The organism is Microbacterium sp. SLBN-111 (assembly GCF_049739645.1).
In the GTDB taxonomy this organism is placed as follows: Bacteria; Actinomycetota; Actinomycetes; order Actinomycetales; family Microbacteriaceae; genus Microbacterium.
Genome location: NZ_JBMGQH010000001.1, coordinates 2,489,626 through 2,510,269 on the forward strand (window position 1 = coordinate 2,489,626; position 20,644 = coordinate 2,510,269).

Annotated in this window: 19 protein-coding genes and 1 tRNA gene; 13 read left to right on the forward strand and 7 right to left on the reverse strand. The window is 70.4% G+C overall.

The features are described 5' to 3' along the window. Positions 1-125 precede the first annotated feature (125 nt). Both RKD05_RS11515 and acs read right to left on the reverse strand, forming a co-directional pair. Positions 126-767 carry an MIP/aquaporin family protein gene (locus tag RKD05_RS11515; RefSeq protein WP_424710157.1) on the reverse strand — a complete coding sequence of 214 codons (642 nt, stop codon included), beginning with the start codon at positions 765-767 and terminating at the stop codon, positions 126-128. Between the two features lie 156 nt (positions 768-923). Then, entirely contained in the window at positions 924-2,891 is a 1,968-nt protein-coding gene (gene acs, locus RKD05_RS11520) for an acetate--CoA ligase (protein WP_424710159.1), read from the reverse strand. A gap of 474 nt (positions 2,892-3,365) precedes the next feature. Here acs and RKD05_RS11525 point away from each other — a divergent pair, with 474 nt between their 5' ends. The 12 genes from RKD05_RS11525 to RKD05_RS11580 all read left to right on the forward strand — a co-directional run bounded on the left by RKD05_RS11525 (position 3,366) and on the right by RKD05_RS11580 (position 14,400). Continuing rightward, the gene (locus RKD05_RS11525; RefSeq protein ID WP_424711829.1) at positions 3,366-4,310 is read left to right on the forward strand and encodes a TadA family conjugal transfer-associated ATPase; all 945 of its coding nucleotides are present in this window, start codon (positions 3,366-3,368) and stop codon (positions 4,308-4,310) included. Next, positions 4,307-5,191 (forward strand): type II secretion system F family protein, encoded by an 885-nt coding sequence (locus RKD05_RS11530; protein ID WP_424710160.1) that lies wholly within the window; start codon positions 4,307-4,309, stop codon positions 5,189-5,191. The genes RKD05_RS11525 and RKD05_RS11530 overlap by 4 nt, the downstream gene beginning before the upstream one ends. Positions 5,192-5,221: 30 nt before the next feature. Beyond that, complete coding sequence (locus RKD05_RS11535) at positions 5,222-5,452, forward strand: DUF4244 domain-containing protein (RefSeq protein WP_424710162.1); 231 nt, start codon at positions 5,222-5,224, stop codon at positions 5,450-5,452. Further along, positions 5,449-5,781: a TadE family type IV pilus minor pilin gene (locus RKD05_RS11540; RefSeq protein ID WP_424710164.1), complete on the forward strand. Its 333-nt coding sequence runs from the start codon at positions 5,449-5,451 to the stop codon at positions 5,779-5,781. The genes RKD05_RS11535 and RKD05_RS11540 overlap by 4 nt, the downstream gene beginning before the upstream one ends. Before the next feature lie 389 nt (positions 5,782-6,170). Continuing rightward, on the forward strand, positions 6,171-8,879 hold the full coding sequence (topA, locus tag RKD05_RS11545) for a type I DNA topoisomerase (protein WP_424711830.1): 2,709 nt from the start codon (positions 6,171-6,173) through the stop codon (positions 8,877-8,879). Next, on the forward strand, positions 8,876-9,550 hold the full coding sequence (gene tmk, locus RKD05_RS11550; RefSeq protein ID WP_424710165.1) for a dTMP kinase: 675 nt from the start codon (positions 8,876-8,878) through the stop codon (positions 9,548-9,550). Before topA ends, tmk begins: the two co-directional genes overlap by 4 nt. A 75-nt stretch (positions 9,551-9,625) precedes the next feature. After that, complete coding sequence (locus RKD05_RS11555; RefSeq protein ID WP_022877764.1) at positions 9,626-10,801, forward strand: DNA polymerase III subunit delta'; 1,176 nt, start codon at positions 9,626-9,628, stop codon at positions 10,799-10,801. After that, positions 10,798-12,345 carry an alpha/beta hydrolase gene (locus RKD05_RS11560; RefSeq protein ID WP_424710167.1) on the forward strand — a complete coding sequence of 516 codons (1,548 nt, stop codon included), beginning with the start codon at positions 10,798-10,800 and terminating at the stop codon, positions 12,343-12,345. Before RKD05_RS11555 ends, RKD05_RS11560 begins: the two co-directional genes overlap by 4 nt. Before the next feature lie 74 nt (positions 12,346-12,419). Next, positions 12,420-13,085: a deoxyribose-phosphate aldolase gene (gene deoC, locus RKD05_RS11565; RefSeq protein WP_424710169.1), complete on the forward strand. Its 666-nt coding sequence runs from the start codon at positions 12,420-12,422 to the stop codon at positions 13,083-13,085. A 70-nt stretch (positions 13,086-13,155) separates the two neighbouring features. Continuing rightward, a tRNA-Thr gene (locus RKD05_RS11570) sits at positions 13,156-13,231 on the forward strand. A gap of 160 nt (positions 13,232-13,391) precedes the next feature. Continuing rightward, positions 13,392-13,787, forward strand: a complete 396-nt coding sequence (locus tag RKD05_RS11575) for a hypothetical protein (RefSeq protein ID WP_424710171.1) — start codon at positions 13,392-13,394, stop codon at positions 13,785-13,787. A 37-nt stretch (positions 13,788-13,824) separates the two neighbouring features. After that, positions 13,825-14,400 (forward strand): isochorismatase family protein, encoded by a 576-nt coding sequence (locus RKD05_RS11580; RefSeq protein WP_424710172.1) that lies wholly within the window; start codon positions 13,825-13,827, stop codon positions 14,398-14,400. A 12-nt stretch (positions 14,401-14,412) separates the two neighbouring features. On the opposite strand, the gene RKD05_RS11585 is transcribed toward RKD05_RS11580, so the two are convergent. From RKD05_RS11585 to RKD05_RS11600, 4 genes are all read right to left on the reverse strand, one after another. Beyond that, entirely contained in the window at positions 14,413-15,534 is a 1,122-nt protein-coding gene (locus tag RKD05_RS11585) for a sensor histidine kinase (protein WP_424710173.1), read from the reverse strand. Between the two features lie 117 nt (positions 15,535-15,651). Beyond that, the gene (locus tag RKD05_RS11590; RefSeq protein WP_424711832.1) at positions 15,652-17,238 is read right to left on the reverse strand and encodes a molybdopterin-dependent oxidoreductase; all 1,587 of its coding nucleotides are present in this window, start codon (positions 17,236-17,238) and stop codon (positions 15,652-15,654) included. Between the two features lie 86 nt (positions 17,239-17,324). Next, positions 17,325-18,263 carry a helix-turn-helix domain-containing protein gene (locus RKD05_RS11595; RefSeq protein ID WP_424710175.1) on the reverse strand — a complete coding sequence of 313 codons (939 nt, stop codon included), beginning with the start codon at positions 18,261-18,263 and terminating at the stop codon, positions 17,325-17,327. Between the two features lie 42 nt (positions 18,264-18,305). After that, entirely contained in the window at positions 18,306-18,806 is a 501-nt protein-coding gene (locus RKD05_RS11600) for a LuxR C-terminal-related transcriptional regulator (RefSeq protein ID WP_424710177.1), read from the reverse strand. Positions 18,807-18,971: 165 nt separating this feature from the next. On the opposite strand from RKD05_RS11600, the gene RKD05_RS11605 reads away from it, so the two are divergent. Next, positions 18,972-19,604 carry a hypothetical protein gene (locus RKD05_RS11605; protein ID WP_424710178.1) on the forward strand — a complete coding sequence of 211 codons (633 nt, stop codon included), beginning with the start codon at positions 18,972-18,974 and terminating at the stop codon, positions 19,602-19,604. Between the two features lie 327 nt (positions 19,605-19,931). On the opposite strand, the gene RKD05_RS11610 is transcribed toward RKD05_RS11605, so the two are convergent. Beyond that, a complete protein-coding gene (locus RKD05_RS11610) occupies positions 19,932-20,546 on the reverse strand; it encodes a hypothetical protein (protein ID WP_424710179.1) in 615 nt (204 codons plus the stop codon). Positions 20,547-20,644 lie beyond the last annotated feature (98 nt).

The following is a 20,644-nucleotide window of genomic DNA, read 5'->3' on the forward strand; positions in this document are numbered from 1 at the left end:
ACACAAAGGGCGCCTGGGCGCTCTCGCGGTCTCGCCGTTGCGCGCAGCGTATACAGATGCGCGAAACGACGAAGGTCCCGGATGCCACGCGTACGGCATCCGGGACCTTCGGGGTCAGGCGCGACTCATTCGAGGGCCGGGAGGCGGTCGTCCGCGTTGAGGACGCGGAACACCCCCGCGGCCACCGCGGCACCGATGAGCGGCGCCAGTGCGTACAGCCAGTAGGCGCCGAGGGCGAAGTTGCCGGTGACGGCGAGACCGAGCGCGACGGCCGGGTTGAAGCCGCCGCCCGAGATCGAGCCGAACGCGACCGCGCCGACGAAGACCGTCGAGCCGATCGCCAGACCGTAGAAGGAGTTGTTGACGTTGCTCTTGGTGGTCGCGACGTTCAGCACGACGTAGACGAGGACGAAGGTCCAGAGCGCCTCGACGAGGAACGCCGGTCCGGTCTGGATCTCGACGGGCGTGGCGACGGGGAAGAGCGCGAGGCTCGCCACCCCGGCCAGGGCGCCGGCGAGCAGCTGCGCGACGACGTACACGCCGAAGCGCGGGAGGTCGATCGCTCCGCGCAGCAGGGCGCCGAGCGAAACGGCGGGATTCAGGTGGGCGCCGGAGATGTGGCCGGTCGCGAACACCATGATCATCAGCGCGAAACCGATGGCCAGCGGGGTGAGCGGGCTACCGCTGGCGACGGCTCCGATGATGGCGAACACGAACACGAAGGTGCCGACGAATTCGGCGATCCCGGTGCGGACGATGATGGGCATGCAGGTCTCCTTGACGGCGGGCAGGCGGACCCGCCATCGAGACCGTATCGGCGCGTCCGGCCGACCCACCCCGGTTTTCACCCCACCGCGTCACGCGGCTGAGCGCGGCACCTCGGATCGTGGATGCCGAGGGGCGCGGCATCCACGATCCCCCCGTCACTTCACCTGGGCGCTGATCACACTCATCACGGCGGTGTCGGCGAGGGTCGTCGTGTCGCCGACCTCGCGACCCTCGGCGACGTCGCGGAGAAGACGGCGCATGATCTTGCCGGACCGGGTCTTGGGCAGCTCGCCCACGATGTAGACGTCTCGCGGACGCGCGATCGGGCCGATCTGCTCGCCGACCCACTTGCGGAGGACGTCGCCGAGTCCGTCGACGCCGTTCTTCTTCATGTAGCGGCTCTTGATGATGACGAAGGCGACGACGGCCTGACCGGTGGTCTCGTCGGAGGCGCCGACGACCGCGGCCTCGGCGACGCCCTCGTGGCCGACGAGGGCCGACTCGATCTCGGCGGTCGACAGGCGGTGGCCCGAGACGTTCATGACGTCGTCGACGCGACCGAGCAGCCACACGTCGCCGTCGTCGTCGAGTCGGGCGCCGTCGCCGGCGAAGTAGTAGCCCTTGTCGGCGAACTTCTCCCAGTACGTCTCGACGAAGCGGTCGGGGTCGCCCCAGATTCCGCGCAGCATCGACGGCCAGGGCTCGGTGATGACGAGGAGTCCGCCGTTGCCGTGTCCGACGGGTTCGCCGGCGTCGTCGACGACGTCGATCGAGATTCCGGGGAGCGGCACCTGCGCCGAGCCGGGCTTCGTCTCGGTGACACCGGGGAGGGCCGAGATCATGATCGCCCCGGTCTCGGTCTGCCACCACGTGTCGACGATCGGGGCGCGATCGGCGCCGATGATGTCGCGGTACCAGATCCACGCCTCGGGGTTGATGGGTTCGCCGACCGATCCGAGCAGGCGGAGGGACGACAGGTCGAAGCTCTGCGGCACGTCGCGGCCGATCTTCATGAACGACCGGATCGCGGTCGGCGCGGTGTAGAAGACGGTGACGCCGTGGTTCTGGATGAGCTCCCACCAGCGGCCCGGGTGCGGGGTGTCGGGGGTGCCCTCGAAGAGGAGCTGCGTCGCGCCGTTGGCGAGCGGGCCGTAGGTGACGTAGGTGTGGCCGGTGATCCAGCCGATGTCGGCGGTGCACCAGTAGACGTCGGTCTCGGGGTGCACGTCGTGGACGACCCGGTTCGTGAACGCCGCCTGCGTGAGGTAGCCGCCCGACGTGTGGAGGATGCCCTTCGGCTTCCCGGTCGTGCCCGAGGTATAGAGGATGAACAGGGGGTTCTCGGCGGGGAACGCCTCGGCCTCGTGCTCGGCCGAGGCCTGCGGCACGACGTCATGCCACCAGATGTCGCGGTCGTCGGTCCACTCGACGTCGTTCTCGCCGCGCTTGACGACGAGGACGTGTTCGACGGTCTCCTGGATGCCGGACCCGTTGCGGTCCGCGAGGGCTTGGTCGACCGCGGGCTTGAGGGGGGAGACCTTGCCCTTGCGCCAGCCGCCGTCGGCGGTGATGACGAGCTTGGCTCCGGCGTCGTCGATGCGGGAGCGGAGGCTGTCGGCCGAGAAGCCGCCGAAGACCACCGAGTGGACGGCGCCGATGCGGGCGACGGCGAGCATCGAGGCGATCGCCTCGGGGATCATCGGCAGGTAGATCGCGACGCGGTCGCCGCGCTCGATGCCCAGGTCGATCAGCACGTTCGAGAGGCGCTTCACCTCGTCGGTGAGTTCGGCGTAGGTGACGTTGCGCCGGTCGCCGGGTTCGCCCTCCCACCGGAGCGCGATGCGGTCGCCGTTGCCGGCCTCGACGTGCCGGTCGAGGCAGTTGTAGGCGACGTTCAGCTCGCCGTCGGCGAACCACTCGGCGAACGGCGGGTTCGACCAGTCGAGCACCTTCGTGAACGGGGTGTGCCAGTGGAGCTCGCGCGCCTGATCTGCCCAGAAACCCTCGCGATCGGCGGCCGCGCGCTCGTACAGACTCGCGTCGGCGACGGCGTTCGCGGCGAACTCCGCCGACGGGGCGAAACGGCGGGTTTCGTTGAGGAGATGATCGATCTGGCTGCTCATCTGGCGCTCCTTCGCGGTCGAGGCACGGCGCGTCCTCGCGCCACGGTCACGCTATCCCTCCGCCGCGAACGGCGGTTACCTCCGATAGTTGGGATCCGCTCTGGGCGAAACGCCTGATATATCGCTCGATCATCTAGCGATTCGGGTTGGCGTGGCGCGCTCGTGTGCGTACTCTTGTATCTGCCCGAACATCGCTTCCGGCAAGCGCGTCGGGGGGAGCCCCCCAATTTTTCCCCGGCGCGTGGCGGCATCCCTCGCCCCCCATTGATGGGATGCCGCCCTCTCTTTTTTCCGGGCGGTTCCGCGCCCGACTCTCCCCGAAGAGCACCTGCCCTCCCCAGACGGTGAATCGGCGGAATCATCCACGGATCGTGGCATCGGCGCCGCGCGGGCTGGGTGATCCTCCGTACCGTCATCGGCGTGACCTCCCCCCGCCTCTTCCCCCTTCCCGCTCCCGCGCCGGCACCGCTCGCCTTGCTCTCGTCCGCGTGGGACGATCCCGCCCTCGCGTTCCTCCAGCCGTTCCTCGACGACCCCGATGTCAGCGACGTCTTCGTGAACGGCGACGAGGGAATGTTCGTCGACCGGGGGAGCGGCGCGGAACGGGTGCCGTCGTGGTGCGCGACCGAGGCGGAGGTCCGGCGGCTGGCCGTCCGGTTGATCGCGCGGGGCGGGCGTCACCTCGACGACGCGTCCCCGTGCGTCGACGTGCGCTGGGAGCGCGGTGTACGCGTGCACGCCGTCCTCGCGCCGGTGGCCGCCCGCGGGACGGCCATCTCGATTCGCGTCCCGCGCTGGAGCTCGCCGGACCTCGACGATCTGCATCGAGCGGGCATGTTCTCGGAGGCGATCCGCGACGCACTGGGTGCTCTCGTCAGCCAGCGATCCAACGTCCTCATCACCGGCGGCACGGGTGCGGGTAAGACGACTCTGCTCTCGGCCCTCCTGTCCTCCGTCCCCGTGACGGAGCGGATCGTGACGATCGAGGAGGTCGCCGAACTCCGCCCGCGCCATCCGCATCACGTCGCCCTGGAAGCCCGACAGGCCAACCTGGAGGGGGCCGGTGGCATCGAGGTGCCGAGACTCGTCCGTGAGGCGTTGCGCATGCGCCCCGACCGCCTCGTACTGGGGGAGTGCCGAGGCGCCGAGATCCGGGAGCTGCTCCTCGCGTTGAACACCGGGCACGACGGCGGAGCGGGCACCCTCCATGCGGGCGGCCTCGCGGAGGTGCCCGCGCGCCTGGAAGCGCTCGGGGCTCTCGCAGGAATGGATGCCGCTGCCCTCGCGCGCCAGGCCGTGAGCGCCGTGCACGCGATCGTGCACGTCGAGCGTCGGGAGGGTCACCGTCGGGTCGTCGGCATCGGTCGGCCGGTGCTGCGTGGCGATCGGCTCGGAGTCGACGTCGAGGCGATCGCGTGAGGACGCCGGCGCGCGGCGCGCGCGACGACGTCGCGATCGAGACCGCGATGCGACTGGCCGTGCTCCTGGGCGCGGGTGTTCCCGCCCCGGCGGCGTGGCGGCACCTCGCCGGGCAGGGTGACACACTCCTGGTCCAGGCCGCCCGAGCCGCGGAGGACGGCGGCGACGTCGCGGAGGTTCTGCGCTCCGGAGGAGGGGCGTGGGGCGACATCGCAGCCGCGTGGTCGGTCGCGACGGCCGTCGGCGCGCCGCTCGCCGAATCCCTGCGATCCGCGGTCATCGCCCTGCGGGAGGCGCGCGAGGTGAAGGCCGAGATCGCGGTGGCGCTCGCCGAGCCCGTTGCCACGGCGCGGCTGCTGACCTGGCTCCCTGTGCTCGGCCTGCCGCTCGGCTCCTTCCTCGGACTGGACCCGCTGCACGTCATCGCCGAACCGCTCGGCGCGTGCGCGCTGCTCGCGGGGCTGGTCCTGCTCGGGGCGAGCGTGATCTGGACCCGACACCTCGCGCGGCGCGCTCGACCCGATGACGGCATCCCGGGCTGGGATGCCGAGCTCGTGGCGATGGCGCTGGCGTCGGGAGCGTCGATCGAACGAGCGTGGGCGCTCAGCGCGGCGGCCCGAGGAGTCGACGCGGAACCGACGGCCGACATCGCGACGGCGCTGGAGCTCTCGGCGCGGGCCGGCGCTCCCGCCGTGGAACTCCTCCGCGGCGAAGCGTGGCTCGCTCGTCACCGCGCCCGGGCGACCGGTCGGGAGGCGGCGGCCCGGTTGTCGACCCGGCTGTTGATCCCGCTCGGCATCTGCACGCTCCCCGCCTTCCTCCTTCTCGCGGTGGTACCAGCCGTCCTCGGTGTCGTCCGCTCCACGTCCATCCCTCTCTGACCGCCCGTTCCCCCTAGAAAGAAGAGTCCGATGTCCATTCCCTCCCTCACACCCGCCCGACCCCACGCGTCGTTTCGTCCGCTCACGGGCCGCCGTGCATCGGCCCTGTTCCTGGACGACCGCGGCGCCGCGACGGCTGAATACGCGATCGCCACGATGGCCGCCGTGGCCTTCGCCGGTCTCCTCGTCGTCATCATGCGGTCCGATGAGGTGCGCGGCATTCTCACCGACCTCGTCCGGCGTGCTCTCTCCGTGCAATGAGGCGGCCGTTCCTCGACGACCGTGGAGCGGTCACGGCGGAGTTCGCCGTGGCCCTCCCCGCGATCATCCTGGTGCTCGCGCTGGCCCTGGGCGCCCTGGTCGCGGCGGCGGCGTCCGTGCGACTCGAGCACACTGCGGCCGAATCCGCGCGGCTGCTCGGGCGCGGAGATGAGCAGCGCGCCCGGGCGGTGGTCGCGGATGCCGGGGCGGACCTCTCCTTCGACCGGACCGACACGCTCGTGTGCGTCGATGTCTCGGCCCCGGTTCCGCTCCCGATCGCGCTCGAACCGCTTCGGGCTCACGCGTGCGCCCTCGGTGGGGGTGGGTGATGGCCGGGAGCGTCTCGGCCGTGGGCGTCGTGGCGGCGATCGCGCTCGCGGTCCTCGGCCTCGGCTTCGCGGGCGGCGGCGCGGTGCAGGCCCAGCGCCTCGCCGGAATTGCGGATGCCGCGGCCCTCGCCGCCGCCGACACCGTCAGCGGCGCGGTCCCCGGGGTGCCGTGCGGAGCAGCCGCCGCAGTCTCCGAAGCGGGTGGCGTGAACCTGAACGATTGCGATGTCGACGGCCTCGTCGCCACGGTGACGGTCGGCAGCGCGTACGGTGGGATTCCGTTCGCTGCACGCTCCCGAGCCGGACCACCCGATGTCTCGACGGCGCACGACCTCCCGGATCCCGACCAGGAAGGCGTGTGTATGGTGTGCAACGAAGAAAGGACCCCAGTGGCAAACGGCAAGAAGCTCGTCATCGTCGAGTCCCCGACGAAGATGAAGTCGATCCAGGGATACCTCGGCGATGGCTACGAGGTGCTCAGCTCGGTCGGTCACATCCGCGACCTCGCTTCCAAGAAGGAGATCCCGGCCGACAAGAAGGCGGCGTACGGCAAGTACTCCATCGACGTCGAGAACGACTTCGACCCCTACTACGTCGTCAACGACCGCAAGACGAAGACGGTCGCCGAGCTCAAGCGCGCCCTGAAGTCCGCCGACGAAGTCCTGCTCGCCACCGATGGTGACCGCGAAGGCGAAGCCATCGCGTGGCACCTCCGCGAGGTCCTCAAGCCCAAGGTCCCCGTCCGCCGCATGGTGTTCCACGAGATCACCAAGGACGCCATCCAGGATGCCGTCCACCACACGCGCGACCTCGACGAGTCGCTCGTCGACGCCCAGGAGACCCGTCGCGTCCTCGACCGTCTGTACGGGTGGGACGTCTCGCCCGTGCTGTGGCGCAAGGTCGGCTCCGGCCGCGAGGGCACAGCGCTCAGCGCCGGCCGCGTGCAGTCCGCCGCGACCCGCATGGTCGTCGAGCGCGAGCGCGAGCGCATGGCGTTCGTGTCGGCTTCGTACTGGGACGTCGAGGCGCTGGCATCCAAGTCCGGGTCCTCGTTCACGACGCGCCTCAACCGTCTCGACGGCGCCCCGCTCGCCCGCGGTGGCGACTACGACGACAACGGAAAGCTCAAGAAGGCCGTCGTCGTCCTCGACGAGGCCCAGGCCCGCGCGCTCGCCGCCGACATCGTCGCCGCGGCCAAGGCCACGGTCGCCAAGGTCGAGGCCAAGCCCGGCACCCGCAGCCCCCGCGCCCCCTTCACGACCTCCACGCTCCAGCAGGAGGCCGGACGCAAGCTCTCGATGAGCGCCAAGCACGCCATGGGTGTCGCTCAGCGTCTCTACGAGAAGGGCTTCATCACGTATATGCGTACCGACTCCACCGCTCTCTCGACGCAGGCCGTGAAGGCCGCGCGCGAGCAGGCGGTGGCGCTGTACGGCGACAAGGCGGTGCCGGCCAACCCGCGCGTCTACCGCAACAACTCCAAGAACGCACAGGAGGCGCACGAGGCGATCCGTCCCTCGGGCGAGCACTTCCGCACGCCCGCGTCGCTCGCCTCGTCGCTCGACCGCGACGAGCAGAAGCTGTACGACCTCATCTGGAAGCGCACCGTCGCCAGCCAGATGTCGGATGCCAAGTACGAGACCACCACGGTCACCCTCGCGGTGAAGGCCGGGGAGAAGAACGCCGAGTTCACCGCCTCCGGCACCGTGTACACCTTCAAGGGCTTCCTCGAGGCGTACGAAGAGGGCAACGACGAGAAGCGCAACGACGAGGACGCCGACCAGTCGCTGCCCCCCGTCGCCGTCGGCGACGAGCTCGCGATCAGCGACGTCGAGCCCAAGGGGCACAGCACGTCCCCGAAGCCGCGCTACACCGAGGCCAGCCTCGTCAAGGCGCTCGAAGAGAAGGGCATCGGTCGCCCGTCGACCTTCGCCAGCATCATCGGCGTGATCCTCGACCGCGGCTACGTCACGAAGCGCGGCCAGGCGCTCGTTCCGAGCTGGCTCGCCTTCAGTGTCGTGCGGCTGCTCGAACAGCACTTCGCCGACCTCGTCGATTACGACTTCACGGCGGCCCTGGAAGACGACCTGGATGCCATCGCCCGCGGCGAGCAACGCCGCACCGAGTGGCTCAAGGCCTTCTACTTCGGGTCCGAGAAGCAGGTGGGTCTCCGCCACATCGTCGAGAACCTCGGCGAGATCGACGCGCGCGAGCTGAACTCCACGCGCATCACTGACACCGCGACCCTCCGCTTCGGCAAGTACGGCCCCTACCTCGAGGTCGTCCAGCCCGGTGCCCCCGAGGACGCGAAGCCGCGCATCGTCAACATCCCCGAAGACCTCGCGCCCGACGAGCTGACGCCCGAGAAGGCGCAGGAGCTCATCGATGCGCCCGTCGCCGGGGACCGGGTGCTGGGTGAGAACCCCGAGAACGGCAAGCTCGTCGTGGTGAAGGACGGTCGCTTCGGCCCCTACGTGCAAGAGGTCGAGGTTGAAGAGCCCGAAGAGGTCGACCAGGCCACGGGTGAAGTCGTCGAGGCCCCGAAGAAGCGCGGCGCCAAGAAGGAAGCCGCGCCGAAGCCCCGCACGGCGTCGCTCTTCCACTCGATGTCGGTCGACACGATCGACCTCGACACCGCGCTGCAGTTGCTCTCGCTCCCGCGCGTCGTCGGCACCGACCCCGCCACGGGCGAGGAGATCACCGCGCAGAACGGCCGGTTCGGCCCGTACCTCAAGAAGGGCACAGACTCGCGGTCGCTCGACTCCGAGTCCCAGATCTTCGACATCACCCTCGAAGACGCCCTCGCCAAGTACGCCGAGCCCAAGTACGGCGCCCGCCGCGCGTCCAGCGCGCTCAAGGAGTTCCCGGCCGACCCCGTCAGCGGCAAGCCGATCAAGCTCAAGGACGGCCGGTTCGGTCCGTACGTCACCGACGGCGAGACCAACGCCACGGTGCCGCGCGGCGAGGACGCCATGGCCGTGACGTTCGAGCGGGCCGTCGAACTCATCGCCGACAAGCGCGCGAAGGGCCCCGCCCCCAAGCGCACCGCGGCGAAGAAGACGACGACCACGCGCAAGGCCCCGGCGAAGAAGTCGTGACCGCCGACGCCCCCCGCCCCCCGCACGCCCCCCGCGCGGCGACGGCCGGGGGACCCGGCCTCTTCCTCACCTTTGAGGGAGGCGACGGTGCCGGCAAGACCACACAGGCGGCACTGCTCGAGGACTGGCTGCGCGGCCAGGGCCGCGAGGTGGTGCGCACCCGCGAACCCGGTGGCACCGACGTCGGCGTGCGCATCCGCGACATCGTGCTCCACCACCGCGGGCACATCGCCCCGCGCGCCGAGGCGCTCCTCTACGCCGCCGACCGCGCCCACCACGTCGAGACCGTCGTGCAGCCCGCGATCGCGCGCGGCGACGTCGTGATCCAGGACCGCTACCTCGACTCCTCCGTCGCATACCAGGGCGCCGGGCGCGTGCTCGACGCCGACGACGTGCGGGAACTGTCGCTATGGGCCACCGGGGGCCTCCTGCCCGACCTCACCGTGCTGCTCGACCTCGACCCCGCCGCCGCGCGGGCCCGGCTCGATGCCGACGACAAGCCGTTCGACCGCCTCGAAGCCGAGAAGGCCGAGTTCCACGAACGCGTTCGGGCCGCCTTCCTCGGCCTCGCCGCGGCCGAGCCCGAGCGCTTCCTCGTCCTGGATGCCACCCAGCCGGCGCCCGCGCTCGCCGAACGGGTGCGTGCCGCCGTGGCATCCCGACTCGTCTGAGAGCCCGCCCTCACACCGTCGACACCCAGCGGATCGGCAGTGGTGGTGTCGGTGGCCGCGATTAGGGTGGAACCCATGTCGACCGCCGTGGAGCCGCCCCCGTCGACGATCGCCGCGCCGTTCCCCTGGGATGCGGTGTGGGGACAGGCCGAGGCCGTCGAGACGCTCCGTGCCGCCGCCGCCGATCCCGCCGCCCTCGCGCACGCGTGGCTCATCACGGGTCCGCCCGGATCGGGGCGCTCGACGCTCGCCTACGCCTTCGCTGCCGCGCTCATCGCCGACCCCGGTGACGAGGCCGCGCAGCGGCAGGTGCTCGCCCGCACCCACCCCGACCTTACGGCCCTGCGCACCGAGCAGGTCGTCATCCGCATCGACGAGGCCCGCCGTCTCGTCGAGCGCGCGTCGTTCGCGCCGTCGCTGGGTCGCCACCGCGTCATCGTCGTCGAGGACGCCGACCGTATGGCCGAGCGCACGTCGAACGTCCTGCTCAAGGCCCTCGAAGAGCCGCCCGAGCAGACCGTGTGGGTGCTGTGCGCCCCGAGCGACGCCGACCTCCTGCCGACGATCCGCTCGCGGGTCCGGGTGCTGCGGCTGCGCGAGCCCTCCGTCGCCGACGTGGCGTCTCTGATCGTCGAGCGCACGGGCGTGCCCGCCGACGTCGCCGAAGAGTCCGCGCGCCACGCGCAGCGGCACATCGGCATGGCGCAGCGCCTCGCCACCGACGACGACGCCCGCGCGCGCCGCGCCGAGACGCTGTCCGCGGTCCTCGCCGTCCGCGGCATCAGCGACGCCGTCGAGGTCGCGGGGCAGATCGTCCGCCTCGCCACCGATGACGCCAAAGCCCTCACCGCCTCGCGCGACGAGGAGGAGCGCCGCACCCTGCTGCGCACCCTCGGGATCGCCGAGGGCGCGGCGGTGCCGCCCAGCGTGCGCAGCCAGCTGAACGCCCTCGAAGACGATCAGAAGCGCCGCGCCACCCGAAGTCTCCGCGACGGCATCGACCGCGTGCTCACCGACCTGCAATCGCTCTTCCGCGACGTCGTCATGCTCCAGTACGGGCGCGACGGCGATCTCGTCAACGCCGAAAGGATCGACGACCTGCGCTCTCTCGCCGCCGAGTGGACCCCGGCCCGCACCCTCGGGGTGCTCGACCGCATCACCGAGACCCGCCGCAATCTCGAGCAGAACGCGGCTCCGCTGCTCGCGCTCGAGAGCCTCCTGATCACCGTCGCGAACGGATCCGCGCCGTGAGCCTGCGTCGGCGTCTCGCCACCGTCGTGGCGGGAGTCGCGGCCCTCGCCGTCGCGCTCTCCGGATGCCTCTACGCCCAGATCCCGCCCGTGCCGCCGACCGACGGTGCGTCCCTCGCGCCGCAGACCGACGGCGTCCCCGCCGAACTCCTGCCGTACTACGGGCAGACGCTGGACTGGCAGCCCTGCGGAACGGGCCTCGACTGCACCACGGTCACCGTTCCCCGCGACTACGCGGACCCGAGCGTGGGCGACCTCGACCTCGCCGTCGTCCGGCACCGCGCGACGTCCGGCAAGCCGATCGGCTCCCTGCTCACCAACCCGGGCGGACCCGGTGCGGCCGGCGTCTCGCTGATGAAGCAGGCGCTGTCGATCCTCGTCGACGACAAGCTCACCCAGGACTACGACGTCATCGGTTTCGACCCGCGCGGAGTCGGAGAGTCCACCGCGGTCACCTGCTACGAACCGGCCCAGCTCGATGCCTTCCTGTACGACATCCCGCCGGGAGCACGGGGGAGCGACGAACGGAAGGCGGCCCTCGACCAGCGCGCCGCGGACTTCGCGAATGCCTGCCAGGACCACAGCGACGGCATCCTGCCGTACATCACGACCGAGAACTCCGCGCGCGACATGGACGTGCTCCGGGCCGTGCTCGGTGACGCCAAGCTCAACTACCTCGGCTTCTCGTACGGCACGTTCCTCGGCGCGACCTACGCGGGGCTGTTCCCCGAGCGGGTCGATCGCATGGTGCTCGACGGTGGCATCGACCCGAGCGTTTCGGGCTCCGACACCTCGCTCCAGCAGGCCGTCGGATTCGAGCAGTCGCTTCGGTCGTTCATGGCCGACTGCCTGAAGACGAAGGATTGCCCGTTCGCCGGAACCGTCGACGACGCGATGGCCGACGTGGCGTCCCTGCTCGCGCGTGTCGACGCGCGTCCGATCACCGCGGCCGACGGCCGCCGCCTCGGTGGCGACACGCTCATGACCGCGATCACGGCCGCTCTCTACAGCGAGGAGAGCTGGCCTTACCTGCGATCCGCCCTGACCGACGTGAGCAACGGCCGCGCCGACGTCGCCTTCCAGCTCGCCGACTTCTACAACGGCCGCGTGGGCGATCACTACGACGGCAACACCATGGAGGCGTTCATCGCCTACAACTGCATGGACTACCCCGATCAGGGGACGGATGCCGCGGTCGCGGAGCTGCAGCAGAAGCTGGACGCCGCGGCTCCCGTCATCGCGCCGTACTGGAGCGGCTCGGGCGGTGACCCGTGCAAGACGTGGCCCGCGCCGCCGACGGGGAAGCGGGAGCAGATCACCGCACCCGGGTCGCCGCCGATCCTCGTGGTCGGGACGACGGGCGATCCCGCCACACCCTACGAGGGCGCGCAGAGCCTCGCATCGCAGCTGTCCCAGGGCGTCCTGATCACGAACGTCGGCGAGGGGCACCTCGGTTACAACAAGGGCAACGCGTGCGTCACCGACGCCGTCGACGCCTACCTCATCGACGGAACGGTGCCCGACGACGGGCACCGTTGCGGCTGAGAGGCGCCGCCCCGCCGAGCGCGCGAACACCCGTGGAACGTAGGCTTGTGGTCGTCCCCGCCCGAAGGAGCACCATGACCACGCCCGACCTGGCCACCTACATCGACCACACGCTGCTCAAGCCCGAGGCCACCCGCGCCGACGTCGAGCGCACGATCGCCGACGCGGCCGAACTCGGAACATACAGCGTGTGCCTGTCGCCGTCGTTCCTCCCCGTCGAGGTGCCCGAGGGGCTCAAGGTCGCCGTCGTCTGCGGCTTCCCGAGCGGGAAGCACCACGCCGAGGTCAAGGCCGCCGAGGCGGCGCTGTCGGTCGCCCAGGGCGCCGACGAGATCGACATGGTCATCGACATCGGTGCCGCCATCGAGGGCCGCTACGAGGTCGTCGAGGCCGAGATCCGCGCGGTGCGGACCGCCGTCCCCGCCCCGACCGTCCTCAAGGTCATCATCGAGGCCGCCGCGCTCTCCGACGACGCGATCGTCGCCGTCTGCGAGGCCGCGGTCGCCGCGGGTGCCGACTTCGTGAAGACCTCCACGGGTTTCCACCCCGCGGGCGGAGCCAGCGTCCACGCCGTCGAGCTCATGAAGCGCACCGTCGGCGACCGCGCCGAGGTCAAGGCATCCGGGGGCATCCGCACGCGCGCCGCGGCGGAGGAGATGATCGCCGCCGGTGCGACCCGCCTGGGCTTGTCGTCGAGCCGCGACATCCTCGCCGACCGTTCCGCGACCGGCGACTACTGAGCCGGCACGATTCGTCAGCCCGCCCGCTGACCATGTAAGATCGATGATCGTGCACGCCACAGCGGCGCGCGCCGCCTTAGCTCAGACGGCAGAGCGATTCACTCGTAATGAATAGGTCAAGGGTTCGATTCCCTTAGGCGGCTCCAGCACGACGAAAGGCCCGGGTTTCCCCGGGCCTTTCGTGTTCTCCCGGTCGTCGCCCCCGCCGCACACCGCGAAACCGCCCGAGAGGGAACGGCCCGATAGGCTGAGAGCCCCGCCCGCCGCCCTTCGGCGTGGAGAACGTCGCCGCCCGCAGGAGCCCCCGTGTCGAACGTCGTAGATGTCGTCATCGAGCTCTTCACGTGGGTGGGCTTGGGAGTCGGTCTCCTGCTCGCCATCGTCGCGATGATCGTCTACGTCGCGGACGGCACGTGGGTGCCGGTGCGGGCCGTGGTCGAGGACATCGACGACCACCGCGTGGTGCGCTGGTTCGACGAGCACGGGGGCGTCAATGAGGCGCCGCTCTCACCGCAGGACGACGCGCGGATCGGCGACGCCGACATGGCCGACATCTTCGCGCGCCGCGGATCCCGGCACCGCATGCGGCTGACCCGGTCGTCGCCGCACGTGCGGTTCCTGACGTTGCTCGCCACCGGGGTGCTGGGTCTGGGCGCGCTCGCGTTCGTGCTCTCGATCGTCCTGCTGTTCACCCGGGGATGACGGACCCGGTGTCGGCGCCCGCGCGTAGGCTCGACGCATGAGCCGGGCATTGTTCATCGTCGACGTCCAGAACGATTTCACGGAGCGCGGGGCCCTCGGCGTCGCCGGCGGCGACGCGGTCGCCGAGCGCATCTCGCGCTTCCTCGACGCGCACGCCGACGACTACGCCGTGATCGTCGCCTCCCGCGATTGGCACCACGGCGACGACGACAACGGCGGTCACTTCGCGGCGGAGCCCGATTTCATCGACACGTGGCCCGCGCACTGCGTCGGCGGCACGTACGGCGCCGACTACGACGAGGTCTTCGACACGAGCCGCGTCACCCACCACCTCAAGAAGGGGCAGGGCAAGCCCGCCTACTCGCTCTTCGAGGGAGTGACGGACGACGGCGTCACGGCCGATGGCATCCTGGACGAGAATGGCATCAGCGACATCGACGTGGTCGGGATCGCGACCGACTACTGCGTCCGCGCGTCCGCCCTCGACGCGCTGAAGGCCGGCCGCGGCGTGCGCGTGTTCACCGACCTCGTCGCGGGCGTGCACCCCGACTCCAGCGCCAAGGCGCTCACCGAGATCGCGGCGGCCGGAGCCGAGGTCACGCGCTCGGAGTGACGGCCGCGGAGGTCACTCGCTCGGGATGAACTCGTCGTCGGCCCGCGGGATCGTCAGCCGCACGGTCGTTCCGACGCCCAGTTCGCTGGAGAGTCGCACGGTACCGCCGTGCTGCGCGGCGATGCGGCGTACGCTCGCCAGTCCGATCCCGTTCCCGCCGTCGCGCGGGTCGGCGAGCCGCCCGCGTTCGCCCTCATCAAGGATGACGGCGAGATCGTCGGGATGGATGCCGCGTCCCCGGTCGCTCACCGACACGGTCGCGCCCTCGTCGGTTTCGTAGACCTCGACGTCGATGACGTCGTCCGAGTACTTCGCCGCGTTCTCGAGGACGTTCGCGACCGCGCGGCGCAGGCCCAGAACGTCTCCCTCGACGGGAACGGCATCCATCTGTCCGAAGGCCACCCGATCGGGCGCGTCGCCCGGCAGCACGAGGGCGACCGCGCCGCGCGCGACGAGGTCCATCGTCACGCGGCGCCGCCCCGGTTCGGATCGGGAAGCCGCGTCGGCCAGGAGCGCCTGGGCCATCGCGACGAGGTGGTCGCTGGCCTCGCCCGCGAGCCGGAGGAGGCGGTGATCGGCGGGAAGTTCGTCCGCCAGGAGATCCAGGTATCCGCGGAGCGCGGTGACGGGGGAGAGGAGGTCGTGGGCGAAGGTCCGCTGGAGCGCGGCCTGCTCGTCGAGGACCTCCTTCTCGCTGGTCAGGTCACGCACGATCTTGACGAACCCGAGCACCTGACCCGACTCGCTGCGGATCGCCGAGATCGTGACGCGCGCCCAGAATTCGCTGCCGTCCTTGCGGACGCGCCACCCCGTGTCCTCGACGTGCCCGTCGCGCTGAGCCGCGGCGAGCAGACGGTTCGGCAGGCCGCGCCGTCGGTCCTCCTCACGGTAGAAGCGCGAGAAGTGCTCGCCGACGATCTCGTGCTCGGCGTACCCCTTGATCAGCTCGGCGCCGAGATTCCATCCGCGTACCACTCCGCCGCTGTCGAGCTTCACGATCGCGAACTGGTCGACCTGACCGTCCCAGTCCGGCGGCAGGGCGCGCCGCAGGCTAGCGATCGGTCGCCCTTCGTCGGGCGCGGTGTCCGCCTCGGCGGAGGGGAGCAGGGAGGAGTCGTCCTCGGCCACACTCATGCGGTGAAGCCGCGGGACGTCGGGCTGCTTGCTGAAGGCATGAGCCGATCATGCCCCGCGGGTCCGCACCGTGAACAGGTCTTGACACGCATCGTGCGCTGGCCGTTATGCGCAAGGTCACCGGACGGTGACCAGCGTGCGCTGCCACCCGCTCGAGCCGTTCGGGGCGATCGCCGCCGCCTCCTGGATCTGGACGTTGCCCTGCTTGTCCGTCGCGCGCACCGTGATGTAGTGCGAGCCGGGCTGCGCATCCCATTCGAGCACCCACTGCACCCAGGACTGGTCGTTGATGGGGGCGGAGAGCGTTGCCTGCTGCCAGTCGCCGTCGTCGATGCTGACCTCGACGGTCTTCACTCCGACCGGCTGCGCCCACGCCATCCCGGCGATGGGGACCTTGCCCGCCGAGACCGGGGTGCCGATCTTCGGGGTGTCCACGCGCGACGACATCTTGATCGGCGCCTCGGCGGAGTATCCGCGCGGCGTCCAGTACGCCTCCATCTGGTCGAAGCGCGTGACCGTCAGCTTCGTGACCCACTTCGTCGCCGAGACGTAGCCGTATAGGCCCGGCACGACCATGCGCACGGGGAAGCCGTGCTCGAAGGGCAGCGGTTCGCCGTTCATGGCCACCGCGAAGATGGCATCCAGTCCGTCGTCCGTCAGCGACGACAGGGGGGTGGATGCCGTGAACCCGTCGACGCTCTCGGAGAGCACCATGTCGGCGTCGCCCTGGGGGGACGCCAGGCGCAGCACGTCGCGGATCGGCACGCCCTGCCAGATCGCGTTGCCGACGAGGTTGCCGCCGACCTCGTTCGAGACGCACGTGAGTGTCACGCCGTACTCGTCGAGGCCCATGTTGACGAGGTCGTCGAACGAGAGCTCGATCGGCTTGTCGACCATCCCCTCGATGCTCAGGCGCCACGTCGAGGGATCGACGTTCGGGACCGTGAGGGCGGTGTCGACGCGGTAGAAATCGGCGTTCGGCGTGATGATCGGCGAGAGGCCGGGAACATCGAGCGAGGCGCCCTGCGGAACGGTGACGGTGCTGCGGGCTGACGGCAGACGCAGGGCGTCGCGGGCGGCGGCGACGGAGTTCGTGGCCGCGTTGAGGACGCGCGAGCCGACGCCGATCACGACCGCGCTCGCCGCGGCGATGCCGGACAAGAGGAAGAATCCGCGGCGGTTGAGCCCGGCGGCGGGGGCGTCGTCGGCGGCCGCAGCCGTCGACCAGCGCCGCAGGCGCCGGGTGAGCAGGACGAGGAGCACGACGCCCGCGACGGTTCCGAGGACGGGCGGGAGCCACGCCAGGGCACCCGCGCCGGCGCGCGTGAGGATCGCCGCGGTGGCGAGGGCGCCGCCGACGCCGAGGAGGATCGCGCCGACCGGGCGGAACCGGTACTCGAGGACGCCCGCGACGGCGGCGGCGACGGCCGCGCCGAGTCCGACGCCCACGAGCAGGGCGATCTTGTCGGACTCGCCGAAGACCGTGATCGCCAGTTCCTTCAGGGGGCGGGGCACGATGTCGACGATGAACGACCCGACGGCGAGGACGGGGCTCGCGGCGCGCGCGACGAGGAGCGCGAACAGTTCGGCGACGGCGAGGAGCGCGGCGGCCGAGACGAGCCCGGCCAGGGCGGCCCAGAACCAGCCCCGCGGGCGCCGAACGGTGGTCGGCTCGTCGGTACGGGTGGCGGTGTCGGTGGTCATGGCATCCCTCTCCCTGTCGACGATGACGCGAAGCGTCGCCGTCATCCGCTTATTCGGAGCGGGAGGGCGAATGGATGCCGCGGCCCTCATCCGGCCGGCGGTGGCGGGTCCGTCGGCCCGGTTTCCGCGTGCAGTTCCGACAGGGCTCTTCGCATGCTGACGGTGCTTCCGAAGCCCGAGTCCCGGGCTATCGCGGTCGCCCCACCGGCGACCGCGGATCCCGAGGTGAGGAGCGCATGTGCCGTTCGGGCTCGCGCCGTGCGCAGTTCTCGGGCCAACGACGACCCCTCGGCGGCGAAAGCGCGTTGCAATGTCCGCAGAGGTATCCCGAGAGCGTCGGCGATGGTCGTCGGACTCGTGCGGGGAGACGTGTGTGCACCGGCGATGAGCACGCGCGCGCGTTCCGTCGCCCCGACTTCGAACTCCTCGCTCGCCTGCGGGTCGCGGGGCAACTGGAGCAGGCCCCGCGCCATCAGGTGCAGAAAGTCGATCACGCGCGGGTCCAGCTTGCGGCTGTCCGCGTCGACCAGCTCGAAGGCGAGGATCAGCGCGCTGTTGAGTGTGCTCGCCAGCATGCGGTTGACCGGGATGCGGGTGATGGCCCGGCCGGTACCCGGGCCGAGGCCCATTTCGCGGATCACCGTGCCCTGTGAGACGGCGAGCACGATGTCGGCGGGTTCGGTGGCGGAGAAGGTGACCTCCGGGCCACTGACCACCCCGAGCTCTGCGGGCCGGACCGCCATCGTCTCCGAGCCCGCGCCGACATCGACGGGGCCGGTGATGGACCCGAGCAGGAAGAGATCATCGAAATCGGGTTCGAGGTGTGCGATCGACGCTGACCGCACGTTCCGGAGTCGGTACACCTGGGTATGCCGGATCGTCAGACGGCTCGGGCGCGGCTCACCTCCATCGCGTCGTCGGACGACGATGTCGTCGATGTAGGAAACGCGCTCCGTCTGTTTCGGCATTGCATCCTCCGATCCAGCGGTGATGGCACAGTCTTCCTTTCTACCAAAGGAGGTCATGCGCCTCATTCCGGGCGAGTATTCGAATCCGCATGAATGGGTTCAACATTCCAACCATCCGACCTCGATCAACGCGTTTCGCAGCGCCTGCCTGTTACCCGTGTAGTGGCCGTCGAGTTTCCGTCGCACGTTTCTCAAATGCACGTTCATGGTGTGGACGCTGATGCCGAGCAGTTCGGCTGCACGCATGGTCTCGACCGGATCGTCCGCGCACAGCAGCTGGACCACCTCCTGCTCGCGGGAGGTGAGCCCCGACCTATCGGGACCGGCTGCCAGGTGCCAGCGGCCGAGGGACGAGGCCGCGTGGCGGGAGGAGGAGGCGGGAGCGGACAATGCCCGCCGCACGAGGTCGACGAGCCCGCGGACGTCGGAACGCGCGTCGAAGACGGCCCACACCCCGAACCGATCCGCCGCGTCCAGAAGCTCGGTGGTGCGCCCGGTGCCGTCGTAGCTGAGGATGACGCGAGAAGACCCGGCCGTCAGGGAACGCAGGGCGCGCGGGAGTGTGTTCGGCTCTTCCATCGCCGCCAGCAGAACGGTCACGCGGGCGGGGCGGAGGTCTGCCGGTGGTCCGGTGACGACGGGGCGACGCAGGACCGCCTGAAGGTACTCGGCGAGGAGCGAGCCGGCCATGCGGCTGGATGTGGCCGCCCAGACGTCATCGACGGGCGGACCTGTGTGGAACGGCATCGCTGTTACGCTCGCGCCGTGGGTGTGGGGCGTTCCGTGGGTATCCCGAGTATCGATGTCGTCGACGACCTTCTTGCGATCGGTCCCGCGCTGCAGGCGGCGATCGCGCGCGGCCGGACCGATGTCGAGCTGCGCGAGATCGCCTCGACGTGGACCGAGTACGCGGCGCGTATCCGAGCGGTCGCCGATGTCGTCGTCTTCCGCGCAGAGTTGGTCGACCATGTGCCGTCAGCACTGAAGGTCCGGGCCCTGCGCGCCGCGGGCGCCCGCACGATCGTCGTCGCCGACCGTCCCAGCCGGCAGCATCGCGCCCGCTTGACGTCGACAGGTGCGTACGTCGTGCTCACGCGGTCGGACGACCTCGACGCGCTCCTGCGAGCCGTGGGCGGGGGGTCGCCGACGCGGAGGGACGCCGATCCCGAGCTGCCGATTCTGCCCGACGTCCATCTCTCGGACCGGCAGTTGCAGGTGGCGTGCCTGTTCGCGGGTCGCACCGCCCCGTCGTCCGAGCGCATCGCACGGTGGCTGGGTCTGCCGGTGTCCTCCGTGCGAACCCATCTCCAGCGGGCGCGACGTGCCCTCGGCGCCACCAATCGGGAGCAGTTGCGTGCGCGGCTGATCGAGGGCGGATGGATGGCCGCCGACGCGTAGCACGATTGATCGCGGGCATCGGTCATTCGCTGCCCCGGGTCGCCGATACGACGTGATTCATCATTCCCCCCGGAATTTGGAATCGCTGAAGAATCCCTTGCCCCGCGACTGTTCGAGGCATTTCCCTGCAGGATTCGTCAGGGTGAGGAGATCATCGCCGCCACATCGACCGGCTGCTTTTCTGGCACGAATTGGTTGCGCCGTCTGGCGCGAACTGTCGCGTGCGGCGGCAGCGTGCCGCGGGGCGCTCGATGCTCCACGGGTGGTGAGGTGCGCGGACGGGCGTGGAGCCCGTCACGCTGATGCAGCGCGTGGGCCCCACGCGGATCAGGCCGGAGTCGCCGTGCCGGTGTAGTTGATGGTCCCGGCTCCGCCGAGGAAGCTCGGAGTGACGACCCCGGCACCCCAGACGTTCAGGTCGTACGTGAGCGTGACCGGGCACGTGATCTCGATGAGCGACGGGAGACCGACGAGGACGACGTTCGCGTTGACCGTGATCTTCGTCGGGCGTGCCGGGTTGCTGTTGAGGACATACGTGCCGCTCGGGAAGGAGAGGTTGCTGAACAGGATCGTGCCGGGGAGAGCGCCCAACTGGCCGAATGTGCCGGCACCGGCGGCGAGTCCGGTGCCGCTGTGCGTCGAGCCGTCGCTCATCGTGAGCGTCGCGCTCGTGGGGATGATCGTGTAGAGCGGCTTGAACAGGGTCAGATCGCACCCGCGCGAGTCCAGACCGAGAGCGCCGGCGAAGGCGAGTGCTCCCTTGTTGCCTACGACGACGGCCTGCGTCGTGACGGCGCCGAGGACCCCGGCGGTCAGACACGGCGGACACGTCGGACCCGACGCCGCGTGCGCCGGAGCTGCCACGGCCATCGCGACGAGCGGTGTCGACCAGGCAGCTCCCTTCAGGACGGTTCGACGGTCGATGCCGGATTTCTCGTTCACCACGTTCTCCCCCAGGGGTGCGTCTGATCCGGCCGAACTCGACCGGTATCGCGACGCTAGGGAGGGGGAGGATCAGGCTCCGCGGATGTCTACACGAT